The sequence below is a fragment of the Citrobacter sp. Cf118 genome (assembly GCF_030334095.1).
Taxonomy (GTDB): domain Bacteria; phylum Pseudomonadota; class Gammaproteobacteria; order Enterobacterales; family Enterobacteriaceae; genus Citrobacter; species Citrobacter freundii.
The window spans coordinates 398266-417413 of sequence record NZ_JAOWES010000087.1 but is presented as its reverse complement, the minus strand read 5'-3'; the positions used below and the strand labels follow the sequence as shown (position 1 = coordinate 417413).

At 51.9% G+C, this 19148-nt stretch carries 15 protein-coding genes, 2 tRNA genes and 1 pseudogene; 7 read left to right on the top strand and 11 right to left on the bottom strand.

Annotated elements, in window-relative coordinates:
* On the top strand, positions 1-1209 hold the full coding sequence (locus OGX67_RS17265) for a c-type cytochrome (protein WP_016150165.1): 1209 nt from the start codon (positions 1-3) through the stop codon (positions 1207-1209).
* Positions 1210-1252: 43 nt separating this feature from the next.
* On the opposite strand, the gene pdxR is transcribed toward OGX67_RS17265, so the two are convergent.
* Positions 1253-2728 carry a MocR-like pyridoxine biosynthesis transcription factor PdxR gene (pdxR, locus tag OGX67_RS17260; protein ID WP_257651446.1) on the bottom strand — a complete coding sequence of 492 codons (1476 nt, stop codon included), beginning with the start codon at positions 2726-2728 and terminating at the stop codon, positions 1253-1255.
* Positions 2729-2834: 106 nt separating this feature from the next.
* On the opposite strand from pdxR, the gene puuE reads away from it, so the two are divergent.
* The 6 genes from puuE to OGX67_RS17230 all read left to right on the top strand — a co-directional run bounded on the left by puuE (position 2835) and on the right by OGX67_RS17230 (position 10417).
* Positions 2835-4097, top strand: coding sequence for a 4-aminobutyrate transaminase (gene puuE / locus OGX67_RS17255; RefSeq protein ID WP_071697190.1), 1263 nt, complete (start codon positions 2835-2837; stop codon positions 4095-4097).
* Between the two features lie 213 nt (positions 4098-4310).
* Positions 4311-6443 (top strand): TonB-dependent receptor, encoded by a 2133-nt coding sequence (locus OGX67_RS17250; RefSeq protein WP_257651447.1) that lies wholly within the window; start codon positions 4311-4313, stop codon positions 6441-6443.
* A gap of 9 nt (positions 6444-6452) precedes the next feature.
* On the top strand, positions 6453-7463 hold the full coding sequence (locus OGX67_RS17245) for an ABC transporter substrate-binding protein (RefSeq protein WP_257651448.1): 1011 nt from the start codon (positions 6453-6455) through the stop codon (positions 7461-7463).
* Between the two features lie 158 nt (positions 7464-7621).
* Positions 7622-8677, top strand: a complete 1056-nt coding sequence (locus OGX67_RS17240) for an ABC transporter substrate-binding protein (RefSeq protein WP_003029285.1) — start codon at positions 7622-7624, stop codon at positions 8675-8677.
* A complete protein-coding gene (locus OGX67_RS17235) occupies positions 8664-9668 on the top strand; it encodes a FecCD family ABC transporter permease (protein ID WP_257651449.1) in 1005 nt (334 codons plus the stop codon). The genes OGX67_RS17240 and OGX67_RS17235 overlap by 14 nt, the downstream gene beginning before the upstream one ends.
* Entirely contained in the window at positions 9665-10417 is a 753-nt protein-coding gene (locus tag OGX67_RS17230) for an ABC transporter ATP-binding protein (protein ID WP_204583609.1), read from the top strand. The genes OGX67_RS17235 and OGX67_RS17230 overlap by 4 nt, the downstream gene beginning before the upstream one ends.
* Here OGX67_RS17230 and OGX67_RS17225 read toward each other — a convergent pair.
* The 10 genes and pseudogenes from OGX67_RS17225 to OGX67_RS17180 all read right to left on the bottom strand — a co-directional run bounded on the left by OGX67_RS17225 (position 10404) and on the right by OGX67_RS17180 (position 19060).
* A complete protein-coding gene (locus tag OGX67_RS17225; protein WP_268044049.1) occupies positions 10404-11126 on the bottom strand; it encodes a substrate-binding domain-containing protein in 723 nt (240 codons plus the stop codon). The genes OGX67_RS17230 and OGX67_RS17225 overlap by 14 nt on opposite strands.
* A 169-nt stretch (positions 11127-11295) precedes the next feature.
* A tRNA-Val gene (locus tag OGX67_RS17220) sits at positions 11296-11372 on the bottom strand.
* A 4-nt stretch (positions 11373-11376) separates the two neighbouring features.
* Positions 11377-11453 (bottom strand) — tRNA-Val (locus tag OGX67_RS17215).
* A gap of 199 nt (positions 11454-11652) precedes the next feature.
* A pseudogene (locus OGX67_RS17210) lies at positions 11653-12130 on the bottom strand (glutathione peroxidase).
* 212 nt (positions 12131-12342) lie between these two features.
* Positions 12343-13353 carry a type I glyceraldehyde-3-phosphate dehydrogenase gene (gap, locus tag OGX67_RS17205; protein ID WP_016150174.1) on the bottom strand — a complete coding sequence of 337 codons (1011 nt, stop codon included), beginning with the start codon at positions 13351-13353 and terminating at the stop codon, positions 12343-12345.
* Between the two features lie 78 nt (positions 13354-13431).
* Complete coding sequence (locus OGX67_RS17200) at positions 13432-14412, bottom strand: GlxA family transcriptional regulator (protein WP_003029273.1); 981 nt, start codon at positions 14410-14412, stop codon at positions 13432-13434.
* Positions 14413-14484: 72 nt separating this feature from the next.
* On the bottom strand, positions 14485-15267 hold the full coding sequence (locus OGX67_RS17195) for a DUF1120 domain-containing protein (protein WP_032941311.1): 783 nt from the start codon (positions 15265-15267) through the stop codon (positions 14485-14487).
* Positions 15268-15271: 4 nt separating this feature from the next.
* A complete protein-coding gene (locus OGX67_RS17190) occupies positions 15272-15823 on the bottom strand; it encodes a DUF1120 domain-containing protein (RefSeq protein WP_193339403.1) in 552 nt (183 codons plus the stop codon).
* Positions 15820-18153: a fimbria/pilus outer membrane usher protein gene (locus OGX67_RS17185; RefSeq protein WP_257651452.1), complete on the bottom strand. Its 2334-nt coding sequence runs from the start codon at positions 18151-18153 to the stop codon at positions 15820-15822. The genes OGX67_RS17190 and OGX67_RS17185 overlap by 4 nt, the downstream gene beginning before the upstream one ends.
* A 202-nt stretch (positions 18154-18355) precedes the next feature.
* Positions 18356-19060: a fimbria/pilus chaperone family protein gene (locus OGX67_RS17180; RefSeq protein WP_257651453.1), complete on the bottom strand. Its 705-nt coding sequence runs from the start codon at positions 19058-19060 to the stop codon at positions 18356-18358.
* Positions 19061-19148 lie beyond the last annotated feature (88 nt).

Here is a 19148-nt window from a genome sequence, read left to right as displayed (position 1 = left end):
ATGCGTAACGTAACCATTCTCGCCGCCTGTTTATTTACCGCTTCGGTAAGCGCTGCTGAATCTAACGGTGAATACATCGCGCGAATTTCAGACTGCGTCGCCTGTCATACCGCTGAAGGTGGTGCGGCGATGGCGGGGGGCAAAAAATTTCCTACTCCGGTGGGGGATATTTATTCGACCAACATTACCCCGGACAAGGCACAGGGTATTGGTAATTACTCATACGAGGATTTTGAAAAGGCGGTACGCCAGGGAATTGCCAAAGACGGTCACCCGCTCTATCCGGCCATGCCTTATCCCTCTTATGCAAAACTTTCTGACGAGGATGTTCAGGCGCTGTATCGCTATTTTATGCATGATGTCACACCGTCTGCGCAACCCAATAAAGAGAATGCCATTCCGTGGCTACTCTCCGCCCGCTGGCCACTGCATATCTGGAACTGGCTGTTTACCGACGCGCCAGCGACGACAGTAGATAGCGCGAAACCAGATGACAACACAGCTCTGATAAAACGGGGCGCTTATCTGGTGGAAGGTCCCGGACACTGCGGTTCATGCCATACACCGAGAGGTATGGCGATGAATGAAAAAGCTTATACCCATGCTGATGCCGAGTACCTGAGTGGCGCGATGATTGACGGCTGGTATGCACCTTCGCTGCGGGGCAGCGGAATGTCTGAGCAGGCGTTAAAATCGCTGTTGCTGACCGGTAAGAGCAAGCATGCTGCGGTTTCAGGTTCGATGGCTGAAGTCGTCACGCAGAGTACACAGTATCTGACCGACGAAGATGCCACGGCGATCGCCCAATATCTGCTGAGTCTGAAAAGCGCGAAGCCTGAAACGGTGCGTGCTGCTGCGACTACAGCATCCTGGTCGAATTCACCTGAGGCGGGCAAAGTGACCTATAACCGTTACTGTTCAACTTGTCACGGTCTGGAAGGGAAAGGTACGGATGATAACGCACCTTCTTTGGTCAACAATCCGCTGGTCATGGTTGATGATCCGACGCCGCTGTTCAGAGTGATTGCCCACGGCGCAGAAACACCGACAACGCGTGGCAGCGTCTCCTTTAAGATGCCCGCCTACGGAGGCATGTTAAGTGACAACGAAATGCGCGACGTGATTAATTACGTGCGTAAGACCTGGGGTGAAGGGAATGGCGAAGTAAGCCATGAAGATCTGGCTGGGATTAAAAAAGCATCACATTAAACAGTATGCCGGATAAGGTGCTTGCACCACCATCCGGCAGCGCTTACACGGTGTTTGCCCTGATAATATCCGCGAGTCGGGTAAACGCCGCCGCCATTTCATGCTCTTCAATACTTGCAAACCCCAGCAACAGGCCGCTGCGTTTCTCTTCATTCACGTAGTAGCGTGACAGCGGGCGCACCAACAACCCTTGCGCATTCGCCTGTTGGGCAATGACCGCGTCATCGCTCCCTGCGGGTAACTGTAAGATCATATGCAGCCCGGCGTTGCTGCTGAAGGAACCAAGATAATGCTCACCAAGCTGGCGGCTGATAAGCTCTACCAGCATCTGGCGACGACGACTGTATAGTTGGCGTATTTTCCGAATGTGTGCTGCGTAATAACCCTCGCGAATAAACTCCGCCAGCGCGGCCTGAATCAACAGATGTCCACCACGATAGAGGTCGTTATGAACCTTTTTCAGCGGAGCGGCTAACGATTTAGGTAGCACGACATACCCGAGTCGCAGTGCGGGATAGAGTGTCTTACTGAATGTCCCGATGTAGATGACCGGTGTCTCTTCTTCCAGCCCCTGCAAAGAGGGGATCGGCTGGCCGGAAAAGCGGAACTCACTGTCGTAATCATCTTCCACTATCCAACTTCGCGTTTCACGTGCGCGAAAGATAAGTTGCCGGCGGCGACTGAGGCTCATCACCGAACCGAGAGGGTATTGATGTGACGGTGTCACAAAAATCAGTTTTGGCGGTGTTTCGCCTGAATCTGGTGGGATCATACCTTGTTCATCAACCGGGATAGCCGAAAAATTTACCGCATTGATCCGCAGAATATTTTTGATTCCCCAGTAGCCCGGCTCCTCAATCCAGGCGTAATCGCCCGGGTTGCATAACGTTCGGGTCACCAGATCCAGCGCCTGGTGAATACCTTCGGTAATCAGAATTTGCTCCGGCGAACACCGCACGCCGCGAGCGGTGCGCAGATAGTCCGCCAGCGCTTCTTTCAGCTCATTCACACCGCCTGCGGCATCGTAAGTGAGAAACTCCGGGCGCAATCGTCTTGCCAGCCTGTCCTGAATTTTTTTGAGCACCCGGTGCGGGAAATGCTCTACATCAGGTACGCCTGGAATAAACGCGCCCCACTGACGGGGACTGGCGCTGGCATTACCTAACAGCTCAAGGCAGCGGGCAGATAAGCGGGTGTGATCCTCCAGAGCGTCAGCAACAGGTTCTTTATTGGGACGCAGGTTGAGATTGTCCAGCACGCTGTCAGTGACAAATGTGCCGCTACTGGTACGCGCAGAAATATAACCTTCGGCCTGCAACTGTTCGTAAACCCGCAGGACGGTATTGCGCGATAGCGTCAGCTCTCCTGCCAGATCACGTGACGGAGGCATTCGGGTAGCCGGTTTCAGGCTACCTTCGAGGATGCAACTACAAATGGCGGCATACAGGCGGCGATGTAGTTTTTCGTCAGTCTGCTGACTAAATGCCTGCTTGATCACATCTCCGGCAAGTGAACGCATTTGGATCCTTAAAATAAAACGATTTGGCTCTCGATTAAAGTACCAGACGGCGTCTAAATTTAAAGGGTAATTCAACCGAAATGTATTAATGGACAAGGTGTAGAGAATGAACAATAAAAACCTGCAACAACGTCGTCTGGATGCCACCCCGCGTGGCGTGGGTGTTATGTGTGATTTTTATGCCCAGTCGGCAGAAAACAGCACGATTACCGATATCGAAGGCAATCAGTACATTGATTTTGCCGCCGGGATTGCCGTGCTGAACACCGGACACCGCCATCCTCGCCTGGTGCAGGCAGTCGAAGCGCAACTTCAGGCTTTTACCCATACGGCTTATCAGATTGTCCCGTACGAAAGCTATGTGTCTTTGGCTGAGAAAATCAACAACGTCGCGCCAATCGATGGCAAGCGTAAAACCACATTCTTCACCACCGGGGCTGAAGCGGTAGAAAACGCGGTGAAAATTGCACGCGCACATACCGGGCGTCCTGGCGTTATCGCATTTGGCGGTGGTTTTCATGGTCGTACTTACATGACGATGGCGTTAACCGGCAAGGTGGCACCCTATAAAAAAGGTTTCGGTCCGTTCCCTGGTTCTGTTTACCATGCTCCGTATCCTTCTGAATTACAGGGTATTTCCACGGCGGATTCCCTAAAAGCGATTGAGCGTCTGTTTAAAGCCGATATCGATCCAACCCAGGTTGCGGCGATTATCTTCGAACCCGTCCAGGGCGAAGGGGGCTTCGTGGTGGCACCGCCGGAATTTGTGGCTGCCATCCGCCGTATTTGCGACGAGCATGGCATCGTGATGATTGCCGATGAAGTACAAAGCGGGTTTGCCCGTACGGGCCAGCTGTTTGCGATGGATCATTACGCCGATAAAGCAGACCTGATGACCATGGCGAAAAGCCTCGCGGGCGGCATGCCACTGTCTGGCGTTGTGGGCAAAGCCGAAATCATGGATGCACCTGCGCCGGGTGGTCTGGGTGGAACTTACGCCGGGAACCCGCTGTCGATCGCGGCGGCCCATGCAGTACTGGACATTATTCATGATGAACAGCTGTGCCAGCGTGCGGCGGCCCTCGGCGAACAGCTGCGCGCCGCTTTGACAGATGCGCAAGCAGGGTGTCCTGAACTGGCCGAAGTGCGTGGTTTAGGTTCTATGATTGCTGCTGAATTCTGTGATCCAGCGACAGGGGAACCCAACGCTTCCGCCGCACAACGCGTGCAGAAGAAAGCCCTTGAGCAAGGACTGCTGCTGCTGACCTGCGGTCAGTATGGCAACGTTATTCGTTTCCTTTACCCGCTGACAATTCCGCAGGATCAGTTCGCCAAAGCGCTTCAGATCATCAAAGCGGCAACCAAATAATTCGTTAGTTGTCCTTTACCTAAAGCCGACGGTCGTCATTACCGTCGGCTTTTTTGTTGCAGTAAATTTACCAATCACACCTCGTTATATATTTACATATATATCGATTAGATCTATCCTATTCATCATACAAATATAATAACTGTACTCTTCAAGAGAAGGTGCTTGCGTTAGCAGCCTCCAGTCTTTCTATCTAACGAATTGAATTAACGAATGTTAAATAACAAAATTACCCCAGTGGCCTCTGGGTTGTTGACCTTTGCCTGTCTTTCCACCGTCGTAACGGCTCATGCTGAAGATACCGTCATCGTTTCGGCGCCCGCCACGTCACAATCCTCGTTATCGGAACATGAACCTCCTGCGAGCGAAAAAAAAGCAACGTTAGGTAGCCTCGGCGAGCGAGATCTGATAGACGTTCCCTGGTCGGTGCAGACGCTGTCGAAAAAAGTGCTGGATCAGCAACAAATCAAAGATGTGAAAGACGCCTATCGCTACCTACCGTCCGTTCAGGGTGACGGCGTCCGCCCGCAAACCCGGGGCATGCAGGGGAGTGTGGTACAAAACCATATGATTGATGGCCTGAACGCCGTCTCCACGACTGAATATTCGACCGAACAGTTCCAGAACATTGAAGTGTTGAACGGCATCGCCGGGTCGCTGTATGGCCCCGCCAATCCAGCAGGGATGTTTAATCTGGTGTCCAAACGACCCGTCGATACGCCGTTACACCGCGTCACCGTGGGGCAAGGTACAGGGTCGGGTACGCTGACGTCGATGGATTTCAGTGGCCCAATCGATGCGGGAGACCGGGTGAAATATCGTCTCAACTTGCTAAATGATGAGGGCCATAGCTACACCACCGATAGCCATGTCCGTCGACAGTACGCTGGCTTGGGGCTGGACTTTCAACTGACAGATCAAACGGTGCTGGAGAGTAATTTCAGCTATTACCATTATTACGAAAAAGGTATGCCGGGGAGTTTTGCTCTGGCGAAAGGCGTTCACTTCCCCGCGGCATTTGATCCTACGGACAGTAAGTATGGTCAGTCTTATGCGGGTCATGATGACGAAACAACCACCGTCGATATGCATATTAAGCATGATTTTGACGGCAACTGGATGCTGGATCTGGGGGCGCTGCACCAGGTTGCAGACCGAGAATCGACGGCAGTGACCAATACTCTGACGAATAACCAAGGAGATTACACCACCACAACCGCCAATTCGGCGGCCAGTCGCTTTACCATCAACAGCTATTTAGCGAACCTGACTGGTAGCGTTGATACTGGCTGGCTGACGCAGGACATTGCTACCGGAATGCGTGGATTTGTGTGGAAAAACTATAATCCAAGAAACGGTGGCACTTTCACTCTGGGGCATTCTTCTCTCAATCAACATCCCGACTATCCACGACCACCGTATCCAGATTTTAACGATCGCTATCATTCGGCGACCACCACTCAGCATGCATTTTTGCTAAGCGATACGCTGCATTTTTCCCCGCAGTGGAGCTTGCTGCTTTCCGGCAGCGAGAACCTGTTTACCGTCAGTAACTACAACAAAGCTGGGCATGAAAGCAGCCGTCAGAAAGACAATGGCATGAGCGGTTCCACCAGCCTGATGTATAAACCGGTGGAGAACGTCACGCTGTATACCACCTGGGCGGACAGTTTGCAGCAGGGCGATACCGCACCCGCCGGGGCGCGCAATGCCGGGCAGGTGTTAGATCCCTACCGAAGTCGTCAGATCGAAGTGGGCGCAAAATATGCGCCTGTAAAAGACCTGCTGCTTACCGCTGCGCTGTTTGAAGCCAAACGCCCCTTTGCCTATACCAACGACAACGGCGATTTTGCTCAGGACGGTACGCAAAAAAACCGTGGGCTGGAGCTGATGGCTGATGGGCATATTACTCATAATTTACGCGTGTTAGGCGGCGGAGCCTGGCTAGATCCAACGCTTCATAATACCGCGGCCAGCAATGCGGATGGTAAGCAAGTTGTTGGTTTGCCGCGTTTCGCCTCGAATATTCTCGCGATCTACACCATCGAACGGGTTTCGGGACTGGATGTCGACACGAACGTGCATTACGTCGGACGTCGGGCTACCGATAATGCCAATGACAGTTGGGTCGGGAGTTACACCACGGTGGACATCGGCACGCGTTATGCCACCAGACTGTGGAACACGCCAACCACTTTCCGGTTTGATATCACCAATCTCACCGACCGTCACTATTGGACCAATATTGTTCCGGGCGCATTGACCGGCTACACGGGCGCAGGGGCTGCCAGCGCTCAACTTGGTGCACCGCGTCAGGCTCAGGTTTCTGTTCAGGTTGATTTTTAGGGGTTGCTCATGAAAACGTGCCACACATGGCTGCTTTGTGTGTGGCTGGCGTTTCCTGCCCTGGCAACGCGCCAGGTTGTGGATGATGCTGGTCACACAGTTACCGTTCCCACACATGTTGAACGTATTGCGGATGGCTGGTTTGCCCATCATTCGGTGCTGATGACGCTGGGCGCAGGTCGTAACATTGTTGTGACGGTCAACCATGAGGATAACCAGCCATGGATGTTCAAAATCAACCCTTCCCTGAGGCAAGCCTTACAGATACGAGGAACATCATTTAATACTGAGGATTTGTTGGCTCGGCACGTCGATGTGGTGTTCGTGGCAAAAGGAAAAGGGGATGCTCAAAGTTACAGTCAGGCGGGCATCCCGGCCCTTGAAATGGCATTTACTGACTATGCTTCGATGGAAAAATCGGTCACTACAACCGCAGAGGTTCTGGGGACGGGGCAGGCTCGCGCCCGGGCGACGGCTTACAATCAGTATCTCAACCGTGTACTCGCGGATGTGCAGGCTAAAACGGCGAAGTTGTCGGCAGATCAGCGCCCTCGGGTACTTCATATTCAGTCGCTGAATCCGCTTAAAGTTGATGGCAGGAACACGTTGATCGATACCTGGATTACGCTGACGGGGGGACGGAATGCGGCAGGTGAAGTGGACGGCAACATGAAGGAGGTGTCGCCCGAAAGGGTGCTCTACTGGCAACCGCAGGTCATTATTCTCGGTGCGGGTTGCGGTGATATCGCCAGTTCGCCATATGCGGCATTGTTCAAAGAACTTGACGCGGTTAAGCAGGGTAATGTCTGGCGCAATCCGGCGGGCGTGTTCCCCTGGGATCGTTACGGCACTGAAAGCGCGCTACAGCTGCAATGGGCTGCATCAAAACTGCATCCTACGCTGTTTAGCGGCCTGGATATGGTCAGCGTGACGCGCGATTTTTATCGCCAGTTCTTCGATTATTCGCTCACTCCAGCGCAGGCGATGCGAATTTTAAACGCGTTACCTCCACAGGAGTAACACTTGCGTGTAAAGACAGGCGAGATAAGGATCGCACGCCATTTTTACCCCTCTTAAATGTGGGGCTTGGTGCGTTGCATGATGATAATGGGTTGCCAGTCATCACGTTATATAATTTAATGCATATCGTTTTTACTCCTCTATTCAGATGGTATCCCATGTTAACTTTCCGCTCTTTTGTGCTGGTATGCGCCAGCATGTTGTTTGCGTTTTCTGCTCAGGCCGACCGTACGATCACCGATCAGCTTGGTCGTCAGGTCACGATTCCTGACCATGTGGACAAAGTGGTCGTGCTGCAACACCAGACGTTGAATATTCTGGTCCAGCTCAATGCGCAGCAGGACATTGTTGGCGTGATGTCGAGCTGGAAAAAACAGCTCGGGCCTGAATTTGCGCGCTTTATGCCGACGATTACTACATTGCCGACACCGGGCGATCTCACCAGCGTGAACATTGAAAGCCTGCTGGCAATTCATCCACAGGTGGTGTTTGTCGCCAACTATGCGCCCGCGGAGATGATCCAGCAGATTCAGAACGCCGGTATTCCGGTCGTTGCTATCTCATTGCGCAAAGATGCCGACGGGCAACAGAATAAAATGAACCCGACTATGGCCGATGAAGAGCAGGTCTACAACGAAGGGTTAAAGCAGGGTATTCGCCTGATTGCGGATGTCGTGGGGCGCAAACCGCAGGCTGAAACGTTAATCGACTACGTTTTTGCGGCACGAGCAAAATTCAATGCGCCGGTTGCAAACATCCCGGATGCGCAAAAAGTCCGTATTTATATGGCTAACCCCGACCTGATGACTTACGGCTCCGGGAAGTACACCGGACTGATGATGCAGCACGCGGGGGGATTAAACGTGGCGGCTGCCAGTGTGAAAGGGGCCCGTCAGGTTGCGCTGGAGCAGGTATTAGCGTGGAACCCGCAGGTGATTTTTGTCCAGGATCGCTATCCGCAGGTGGTAACTCAGATCCAAAACGATCCGAACTGGCAGGGGATTGATGCGGTGAAAAATCATCGTGTCTGGTTGATGCCTGAATACGCCAAAGCCTGGGGCTATCCGATGCCAGAGGCGTTGGCGATCGGTGAACTGTGGATGGCCAAAAAACTGTATCCGGATGCCTATAAAGATGTGGACGTTGATGCGCAGGCGCAAGATTACTATCAGCGTTTTTATCGTGTGAACTGGCAGTCTGATGCAGCTAAGTAACCGTTTTTTGCCCCAGCAACCGCTCTTAATCGTTGTGGTCCTGTTGCTGGGCGTCAGTTCGCTATGCCTCGGACAATATCCGCTGTCGTTAAGCGAGGTGTTTTACCACCTGACGCACTATAGCGACGCTGAGGAAATAGCCAGCCAGGTGATCTGGACGGTCAGATTACCGCGTATTCTGATGGCGCTGCTGGCGGGGGGCGCGTTGGGGTTATGCGGGACGACGTTGCAAGGAGTATTTCATAATCCGCTGGTCGACCCGCATATTATCGGTGTGACGTCGGGGGCAGCCTTTGGCGGAACGCTGGCCATCCTGCTCGGTCTTTCGCCCTTGCTGATGATGGGGTCAACGTTTTTCTTCGGTCTGACGGCATTGATCCTGGTGTATGCCATTGCTGCGTTACAGGGGCTGGAGAATACGCTGGTGTTGATCCTGTCAGGTATCATTTTGAGCGGCTTTTTTGCCGCGCTGGTGAGCCTGATCCAATATCAGGCTGATACTGAAGAGACGTTACCTAATATTGTGTTCTGGCTGCTGGGGAGCTTCGCGACGGCCAACTGGCATAAAGTACTGCTATTGGCGGTTCCAGTCGGTATCGCCGCGACGGTTTTGTTCCAGCTACGCTGGCGGATAAACCTGTTATCGCTCAATGACAAAGATGCCAGAGCACTGGGGGTGGCGGTGGTTCCTCTGCGACGCAGCGTTTTGGTGTGCTGCGCATTTTTGGTCGCCGCTCAGGTGGCAGTCAGCGGCAGTATTGCCTGGGTTGGGTTGGTTATTCCGCATCTGGCGCGTTTGCTGGTGGGCGTTGATCATCGTCGTCTACTGCCGTGTGCCTTCTGGTTGGGGGGCGGTTTTATGATTGTGGTGGATGATATTGCCCGCACTCTGATGCACGCGGAGATACCGCTGGGGATCATCACCGCATTGTTCGGTGCGCCGTTGTTTGCTTTCTTGCTCATTCGTACCAGCCGTCGGGAGAATTCATGATACCTGCCGCACTGCGCGTAAATCAGCTTTCTTATGGGTATCGCGCGCCGCTATTTGAGCCGCTAACGTTCTGTTGCCAGAAAGGTGATATCTGGGCCGTGCTTGGACGTAACGGTCTGGGTAAAAGTACGCTGCTTGATACGCTAACCGGCACGCTGCCTGCTTTAGGCGGGAGTATTGAAAATAACGGTGGGATAGGAATTGTGGCACAGCATAGCCATCTACCGTTTCCTTATACGGTCAGCGATGTGGTGCTGATGGGGCGAGCACAGCACGTGAAGCTTTTTGCGCAACCCAGCCAGCAGGATCAACAAAGAGCAATGCAGGCATTAGAGCAGTTGAGTATTGCGCATCTTGCCTCCATCTCATTTGGCTCACTTTCTGGCGGGCAGCAACAGTTAGTGATGATTGCCCGGGCTCTGGTGACTGAGTGTCAAACGTTGTTACTTGATGAACCGTGTTCCGCGCTGGATCTCGCCAATCAGCAGGTGGTGCTCCAGCTCATCAGCGATTTGGCCCATCAACAGAGATGCAGCATTCTCTTTTCGACCCACGATCCGCTTCACGCGTTGCAGGTTGCTTCCCATACTTTGCTGCTACTCCCTGAAGGTAAATGGCGGGCAGGGCCAACGGACAGCATTGTGACCGAAGAGAATCTGTTTCTGGCCTATGGCTTACCGCTGCGAAAACTTAGCGTGGAGAATCACCCTACGCCGTTTATCGCACCGTTGTTTTCTATTCGGCGTTAAGCGGTAAGAATCCTGCGGCGGTAAGGAACGCCTGACCGCTGCGGGAAAGTATGAATTCAACCAGCGCCATGACTTCTTTGGATGCATCAAGCACCGCCAGTTGGTATTCGCAAAAAATATTGTGCTCGTCCGGAATAGCCACGTAATGTACGTCGGTCATCGCGTGCAGCGCGTGTGCGTAATGCGCGTAACCGATAAACAGATCGGCCAGCCCCTGGCGCAGGATCCAGGCGCTCGCCAGTTCTCCTTGCGGGATTTTAACCGTATCACGGCCACCAACCAGTGGGATAGCGCGCGCCCGAAGTTGCTGCCCGAGTCCTGGTTCCAGTACATCCATATTGTCGAAAAATGCCCAGGTATAGTCTCCGGAAGGGTCGCAGCCGGGCGTTGATGTCCCTGGTCGCAGCGTTGGGTCGCGGAGTAAATCCAGCCAGGTTCCGATTCGGTTGCTGACAAGGCTCAGTTTGTTCCAGCAAAAGGTGTGCGTTGAGACGGCTTTATTACGTACCAGCAGGTTTTGCGGATGTTCCCGGTTGGCGGAGGCAAAGAGCGCACACGGTTCACCCGCTTCAATACGCTCGCGCAGTAAACCGGCCGGACCATATTCAATCTTGACGTCTATTCCACTCATGCGCGTGAACTGGCTTATCAGCGGGGTACATGCTGGGCGTAAACTGCCCGCGGCGAACAGGAGAATGGAAGAGGGCATGGTATCCGGGCTCTGATGAAAGACATTATACGAAGAAGATGAATGATACGCGTTGAGCATGGAATTTAGAATGATTTAACGCATTGCTATTGTAGCAACGTAGGAAATGATAAAACTGAAGATAAACGATAGTTTTGAGGGGAAATAGCACCAAATCGAAGAGATGATTTGGTGCGTCCGAGTGGACTCGAACCACCGACCCCCACCATGTCAAGGTGGTGCTCTAACCAACTGAGCTACGGACGCAAGATGGTGCGTTCAATTGGACTCGAACCAACGACCCCCACCATGTCAAGGTGGTGCTCTAACCAACTGAGCTATGAACGCAACGTTGTAGGTGACAACGGGGACGAATATTAGCGGCACAGACCGAATGAGGCAAGAGGGAAATGGCATTTTTCTTCCTGATCTCACGCGATTGCAGAGTAATTAAGCAAGTTGATTATATTTTGTTGATTTTGCAGCGTGTTTTTTATTCATGCAGCAGGCAGGGGCATAATGGGAACGGTTTGAATGACATGAGCACTCAGTCTTTTAGCGTTGCAAGGATCGTGGCTTCTATTTTCTCTTGAGTCGTGTAGGGAGCAAAACGCTTAAGCGGCTTACCGTCGCGCCCGATCAGGAATTTAGTGAAGTTCCACTTGATCCACCCAGCACGCCGGGTAATTCATCTTTCAGGAAACGAAACACCGGATGCGTCCTAGCGCCGTTGACGTCCACTTTCTCAAACATCGGGAAGCTCACACCGTAGTCGATGTGACAGGTTTGTGCGATTTCATCGGCTCCACCAGGTTCCTGTTTACCGAACTGGTTGCAGGGGAAACCCAGCACCACCAGACCCTGTGCGGCGTACTTCTTATCGAGCACTTCGAGGCCTGCTATTGTGGCGTGAATCCACAATGACTGGCGGTATTAACCACCAGCACCAGTTTGCCAGCGTAATCGGCCATCGAGATGGGTTGGCCATTGAGACTGGTGGCAGTAAGTTGATGAAAGGTGGTCATACCGGAATCCTCAATTAAGTTCACATTACTCATATTGCCTGCGGGTTATAGGCTTCGCTTAGTGACTTTTTATTATGGTAGCAACCGTAAGATTAATAAAATGACTAAGTTGAGAGGAATTGCTCCGCCATCAAACTCACATTTAATCTGCCGTGGCAGAGTTAAAAAATCCACGCCAGGCGTGGATTTTAAGAGGGCGTGGGAAGCAGGAGTTAGCGCTCGTTTTTTGCCATTAACAGCGCCAGGTCGACGAGCCGATTGGAGAATCCCCATTCGTTATCGTACCAGGCGAGAATTTTGACCATATTGCCACCAATTACCAACGTTGACAGGCCGTCGATAATGGATGAACGCGGGTCACCCTGGTAGTCGCTTGAAACGAGCGGTTCATCGCTATAGCCCAGGATCCCTTTCAGCGGCCCCGTCGCGGCGGCGTTACGAAATGCATTATTGACTTCTTCTTCCGTTACATCCCGCTCAAGCGTGACGGTCAGGTCGACAATTGACACTACCGGAACTGGTACGCGCAGCGAATAACCGGTTAAGCGACCATCCAGCTCAGGGATGACTTTGCCAAGTGCCTTAGCAGCACCGCTTGAGTAGGGCACTATCGACAATGCAGCGGCGCGGGCGCCACGAAGATCTTTTTCCGGTTGGTCGTGCAGCGCCTGGCTGTTGGTGTAGGCATGGGTGGTGTTCATCAGACCATGCTTAATACCGAAATGTTGGTGCAAAACCTGCGCGGCAGGTGCCAGACCGTTGGTGGTGCAACTACCGTTGCTGACGACAAAGTGTTTATCCGCCGAGTAGAGATGATCGTTAACGCCCATCACGATGGTTAAATCATCGTTTTTACCTGGAGCAGAGATAATTACGCGCTTTGCGCCACCGCTGTGGATATGTACTGCCGCCTTGTCTCGTTCAGTGAAGAAGCCGGTTGCTTCAATGACAATATCGACTTCACGTTGACGCCAGGGGATTTTGGCTGGGTCGCGTTCGCTAAAAACAGTAATGGAATTACCGTTAACGACCAGTTGCCCCTCACTGGCGGCGACGTCGGCATCGAGTTTACCCAGCAGCGAATCGTATTTCAGCAGGTGCGCCAATGTTTTACTGTCAGTCAGATCGTTGATTGCCACAATCTGAATATCCGAGTTACCCAGTGCAGCACGCAGTACGTTACGTCCGATACGGCCAAAACCGTTAATACCGACCTTTACCATGATCAACTCCTTATCTGTTGTCTCTGGCATAAATTTAGGCCGATCACTGCTTGGCGTAAACGACAAAAGAGGATCACTTTAGGCCATTTTACGACAATGAAAACGCTGGCGATATTCGCCCGGGGTCAGGTGAAGCTGTTTTTCGAATAGTCGTCGCAGGTTGATGCTGCTGCCGAATCCCGTTTGTTCGGCAATACGCTCCAGCGTCTCGTTGGTCTGCTCCAGACGCTGCCGGGCGGCGGCCAGACGAGCTTCAGCTACATAGCGCGCCGGTGAAGCTCCTGTTTCCCGGGTAAACACGCGGGTGAAGTTACGTGGACTCATGGCGACTTTTTCCGCCAGTTTATCCACGCTGAGGTCGGCGGTGAGGTTCTCAAGCAGCCAGACCAGCAGATCGTTAATCGGGCCCAGAGTACTGGTATGCTGAAGGTTGTAGCGGCTAAACTGCAGCTGGCCCCCAGGACGGCGCAGGTACATGACGAAGTCTTGAGCGACGTCGCGCGCCAGACTGAAACCATAATCCTCTTCAACCAGCGCTAGCGTTAGATCAAAGCCGGAGCTCACGCCACCCGATGTCCAGATGTGTTCGTCCTGAATATAAAGCGGACCGCTTTCGACGCGCACCTGAGGGAATTCTGCCTGCATGGTTTCAAGTAGTTTCCAGTGGGTGGTGGCTCGTCTGCCGTCCAGCAGCCCGGTTTGTGCCAGCAGCATCGCACCGCCGCAAATGGATGCAATGCGGCGGGCATGGGGAGCGGCAAGGCGCAGCCAGTCAACCACAGCAATTCCTTCCTGCGGATTTTGACCTCTGCCAGTGATAATGATGGTATCGAGAGGTTCGCGAGGATCTATCTCATGCAGGCGATGATCTGCCAGTAGGTTCAGGCCGGACTGACCATGGATCACCTGATGTGGTTGCGTTGTGGCTAACTGAACCTGATAACAGGTTTCCGTAGCGCTTTTGGGATGCAGGCGGTTGGCCTGCATCATGATGTCGGCAATACCGGCGGATTCAAACAGCATGCCGCCATCGGGAACAATGATGAGTATCTTCTTCATGTCCTGAAAAGTAGTCTTTTTACAAAATAAGTCAACAGACATGTGTTGCGGGATACTATTCTTGTCCCAATATTACAAATAAATCAGGCTGATTGTGGCCTCGCCCTGTAACTCAGTCTCATCCTGTAAGCTCAGGCCATCGGAGGCAATGGCGGCAGAGATCCTGAGGGGGATTGTCAACTGACGAATTGCCACGGGATTATTTTTCGCATCCACCGGAGTCAGTCTCATGATGCCTGAAATCAGTGTTAGTGCTGTCCCGGCTGATTGCCACATGCTCCGTTCTTGTTCCCCCGTCTGATACCCCCATGACGCGATATCGCCTTCCACGGCGCTCTCCCCGGCTAATGCGGTTATCAGGTAACCACCAATCGGTTTTTGACCTGAGGTAACACCCAGTCCAAAGAGGGTGTCAGATGAATGCCGACCAGATGTCTTATCATCGTGAGAGTCAATTATCAGGTTACGGACCCGGGTTTCCGCTTTTTCATCATTGACCATCCATGCCACCTGTCGCAGGCTCTCGCACTGTATATGCAAGCCGATAACACGTGGCGTCAACAGATAGGGAGATGAAGAACGGATCGATGAGAGACTCAGCGTACCGTAATCCACAGTGCCGCCATTATCCAGCGATACCCGGCATGCGGCCGGGATCATTTCAGCTGAAAAGCTCACATCCACCGTATTTTCCGCATACGCCTTCGTAATCAACAGGCAAAATATCCCCCCGGCACAACAAAGCCACCGATGTATCCGGCTTTTAATAAGCGAAATCAGGCGCATCTTTCCTGTAACACTTGACTGGTGGTATATAACACGCTGAAAAATTTCCTTGAACCAAAATGAAATCATCGAGTTATTCTCTCTCTGGTACGGTCATACGTAATGACAATGTTGACGCCTGCTGATCTGAAACCTGAAAGCTGCGGGCCTGTACACGGGGAATAACCGTAAGCAGGAAAGTGGCCGACATCCCGTTCACGGGCTGATGATGCTGCTGGAGCTCAACTGTGTCTCCGTTGAGAACAGCAACAGGGGTCTGCGACCGTGATTCAGACGATTTATTAAGCTCGTGGTGAACAACGAACTGGCTGCTCTTATTATCGACAAACGCTTCACTGAACATCACCGTTGCCCGTCCCTCCTCACCGAAACTGAAGTCGAGTCCTCGACGGTCATTGTCATCAAACCGGATATGTATGGGTTGAGGAACATCACACCGCACCTGTACCTGTACCTGGCGGGCGGGCAACTGCTGCCATTGTACCTGCCCGGTGGGCTCAGTATCCTGAAACCGGACTTTGCCGTATTCGTGGCGCAACTGGCTGGCAATAATATTGCACTGCGCTTGAACGACCGGACTGACAATAAAATAGATGCCGCAACATAATGATATTAAACGAATCATTCGCATACTCCCGTTAACTCTTCATATAAACCATCCTGAGGTGGTGTTGGGGGCAGGGAATACTGTAGCTGGCACATGGGGCTACCGTTGTCATCCCCCACAAAGAACGACTCACCGGGCTGCAGGTTGCTAAAGAAAACCAGGCCTTTTTCCAGAGAATTCGTCACGTACTGCCCATCGCTGTCTACGATCCCTTTTCCTTTAGACAGAAGCTTTCCGTTAGTACGTCTGACTGTCATGAGTACCCTGCGGGTGTCTGATACCCTGAATTGTGTGAATGCGACGGCTCCTCGCGAAACGGTAAGCTCCGCGGCACCATTGGTTAAGTCGACATGTCTGGGCAACGTTTTAACATCAATATTGAGACGAGAGGGCTGCCACGGTGTTAAGCCGGGAACCAGCGCTTTGCCGCGATAATCAGTCCAGACGGGGCCCTGCGGGGTAGATACTTTGATCCCGGAAAGCGGAGAATTTAATGAAAGGGCGCCGTATGATTCCTGAATCGCATAAGGTGAAAAAAGTATCCCTTCCTGATTAACGGAAATCCCACCGCTTAGCGAACCGCCATACCCCCAATAATTGGCGGTCTGGCTGGCATACCCACTCATCTGGGCATAATGCAAATTCTGCCCAAAACTGCCGCTGATGGTATTTTGGGCATTTTGCCAGTCCCGTCCTGCCGATAGCGAATATGACATATCGTCCCATTGTCCGCTGGTCTGAACATCGTTATAAGTCCGGGAGCCCTGTCGACGAAGGGACAGATTTACGCGATCGTGTCCCAGAGGCAGCCCAAGTCGGATATAAAAGACATCATCGTCACGTTGCGTACTCGTCCGGGAGCCAGAAACACGTTGCCATGTGGCCGAAAGGTTAATCTGACCATGTCCAGCCCTGCGCCAGTTTTTTGACCATGAGGCATACCATGATTTCGGTGTGGCGGCATGGTCACGCGCGGAGGAGGTCGAGTAACTCAGCGAAAACAGACCTAAATGTTCATGAGCCCAGTTACCTCCCACATTGTAGTAACTGTTCGCTGTGGAAGTCGTATGATTTACAGCGTCGCTGAGCTCACGAAATCCCGCAGATGTTGTGGTCCAGGCCGCCTGAATACTGGCGGAAGGGTTAAGCTGGTAGCGGAGACTGAGGCTTTCCTTGCTGCCCGCATGATGCGTGTACTGTTCCTGTGCCATCGTGGTTTGCAGCGACAGTGACCATGCCGGTATCGGAATAAAACTCAGGGATGCCGCCGCGGATTGATACTGTGCTGAGGCCAGAGCGCTACCGCTTAGCGTTGCCTGTCGGGAAATCCGCATTCCCTGACTTCCGGTAATGAGCCAGGGGGCCGATTCATCGCTGGCAACTGTCTCGCGCACTTTACCGAGTGCCACAGAACCATAAAGGGGAGCGTCGGCCGGAGTTTGTAAGGCCGTGACAGGTACTGAAAACGTTGTTAACTGACCATCCTGTTCCGTCACTTTCACATCCAGCGGAAACTGCGTGCTGAGCATGGAAATGTTATCTAATGAAAACGGTCCTTCAGGAACCTGTGTTGCCTCGATTAACTGTCCGTTTTGATAAACCTCAACACGAGCCTGCGCGGAACGCGCTATTCCCTGAACAGAAACGCCGCTACGAGCAGGACGCAGTGCACTATCAGGAAACAGTTGAAGCCCCGTTAATCCAGGAATGGCGAGTAGCGTCTGACGAGCGTATATCTCTCCTGCCTGAAAAGTCTGTTGTAGCGACTGAAACGTCTTCTGGACATAAGTATATAGTCGCTGAGAACGACGTGTTCCGTCACTGTACGATACCGTATGACGACTGCGAAGCAGCCAGTCATTCAGATTCAGTCCTGATTCAAATAGTCCCAGTTGATAAGTTTCGTGCTTTCCGGACTGAACTGTGGTTGACGACTGCAGATTATAATTAAGCAGCCCCGATGTGCCTCCCTGAATAATATCCTTGCGTAATAAGATGCTTTCTGGCGTCAGCGCAGATGTCGGAACTGTAAAACTAATCTGATTTTTATACGGGTCTGCCGTTAACTGTGCTGCGGGATAAAGCGTCTGATAATCCAGACATCCTTGATTAAACTCATACGCAAGTCCGAGATTTCGGGATGTTTCAGGAGTTATACAGGGTTCGCCCTGCGCATTAAATCGCGTCATAAGCTGACGTTTATTGCGCCCGTTAATCACCCAACTAACAGGATATTCGCCTGGTGAAAAACGTGCGGCGTGAGAAAAATAATGACTCAGACCAGCATCCAGTCCACGGTTTTTTAATCTTCCGTCATCAAATAGTAAAGGTTCGGCGGATAACATCATACTGTAACTACCAAGTAGACCGAGAAATAAATAATATGCATACCTGTGAACAGGCAATGTTCTGATTAAATTAAAGGGCATTTATTAACCTTATAGCTATCCTTCCAGGAGCTCGGATATAAATCGTTCTGATGCGAAATAGGTTTTTATAATAAATATTCAGCGTTGAAACCTGACATCCGGTCTGGCGCTAAGGTTTCTTTCAATTTAGCGAAGCAATAAACTCCGACACCTGAACACCGTAACGGCTGACTGGAACAAAACGTACTTCGTTATCAGCCGTAAGCGAGGATGCTGATGATAAGGTTATATGCTGGCCCGGCAGTAAATACGTTCTCCCGAGGTCAAATTGTGTCTTCGACGGTAGTGTGACAAACTGCTGGGCCAGGCGGACGACATAGGGGCCTGGATTAGTAACTTTCAGCTGATTGCCTTCTTTATGCCATGTAAGTAACGTCCAGGGATCTTTTCGTTCCGGTAATCCTTCTGGATGAATAAGTACGGGTAAATTCTGACGTATGGTAATACCAATTTTGTTACTACCGGGGATTTTTGGGGGGATACCTTCGAAAATGACACGTTTAAGATGCTCAGTAATTAGCGGCTTTTCCGTTTTAAGAATAAATCGAACTTGCTGAGTCTTACCTCCTTCAACCCGGACTACCGGCTGAGTCGGCAGGAGTTTAATCGTGTCATCCTCACCGTCAACATTAATGACCTGTGTGTAAAGCAGGGAAGGGATATTGTCCGTATTGGTGACATTCATGCTGCCTCCGCTTTCCTTTGCCTGGATCAGTAAAAGGGAACTGTCAGGCTGCATTCCGGTGGCCATACTAACCTGTGGGACGCATATCAGGAAAAGTGAAAGAATGAAAAGAACTTTCCAGAAGAAAAATGGCTGACGCATTGTAGTTATTCCAGTATATTTACCGGGCCATTAGAACATGGCCCGGTAATAAACAGAGTCGATAAAATTGATTTTATCGTATTAATTT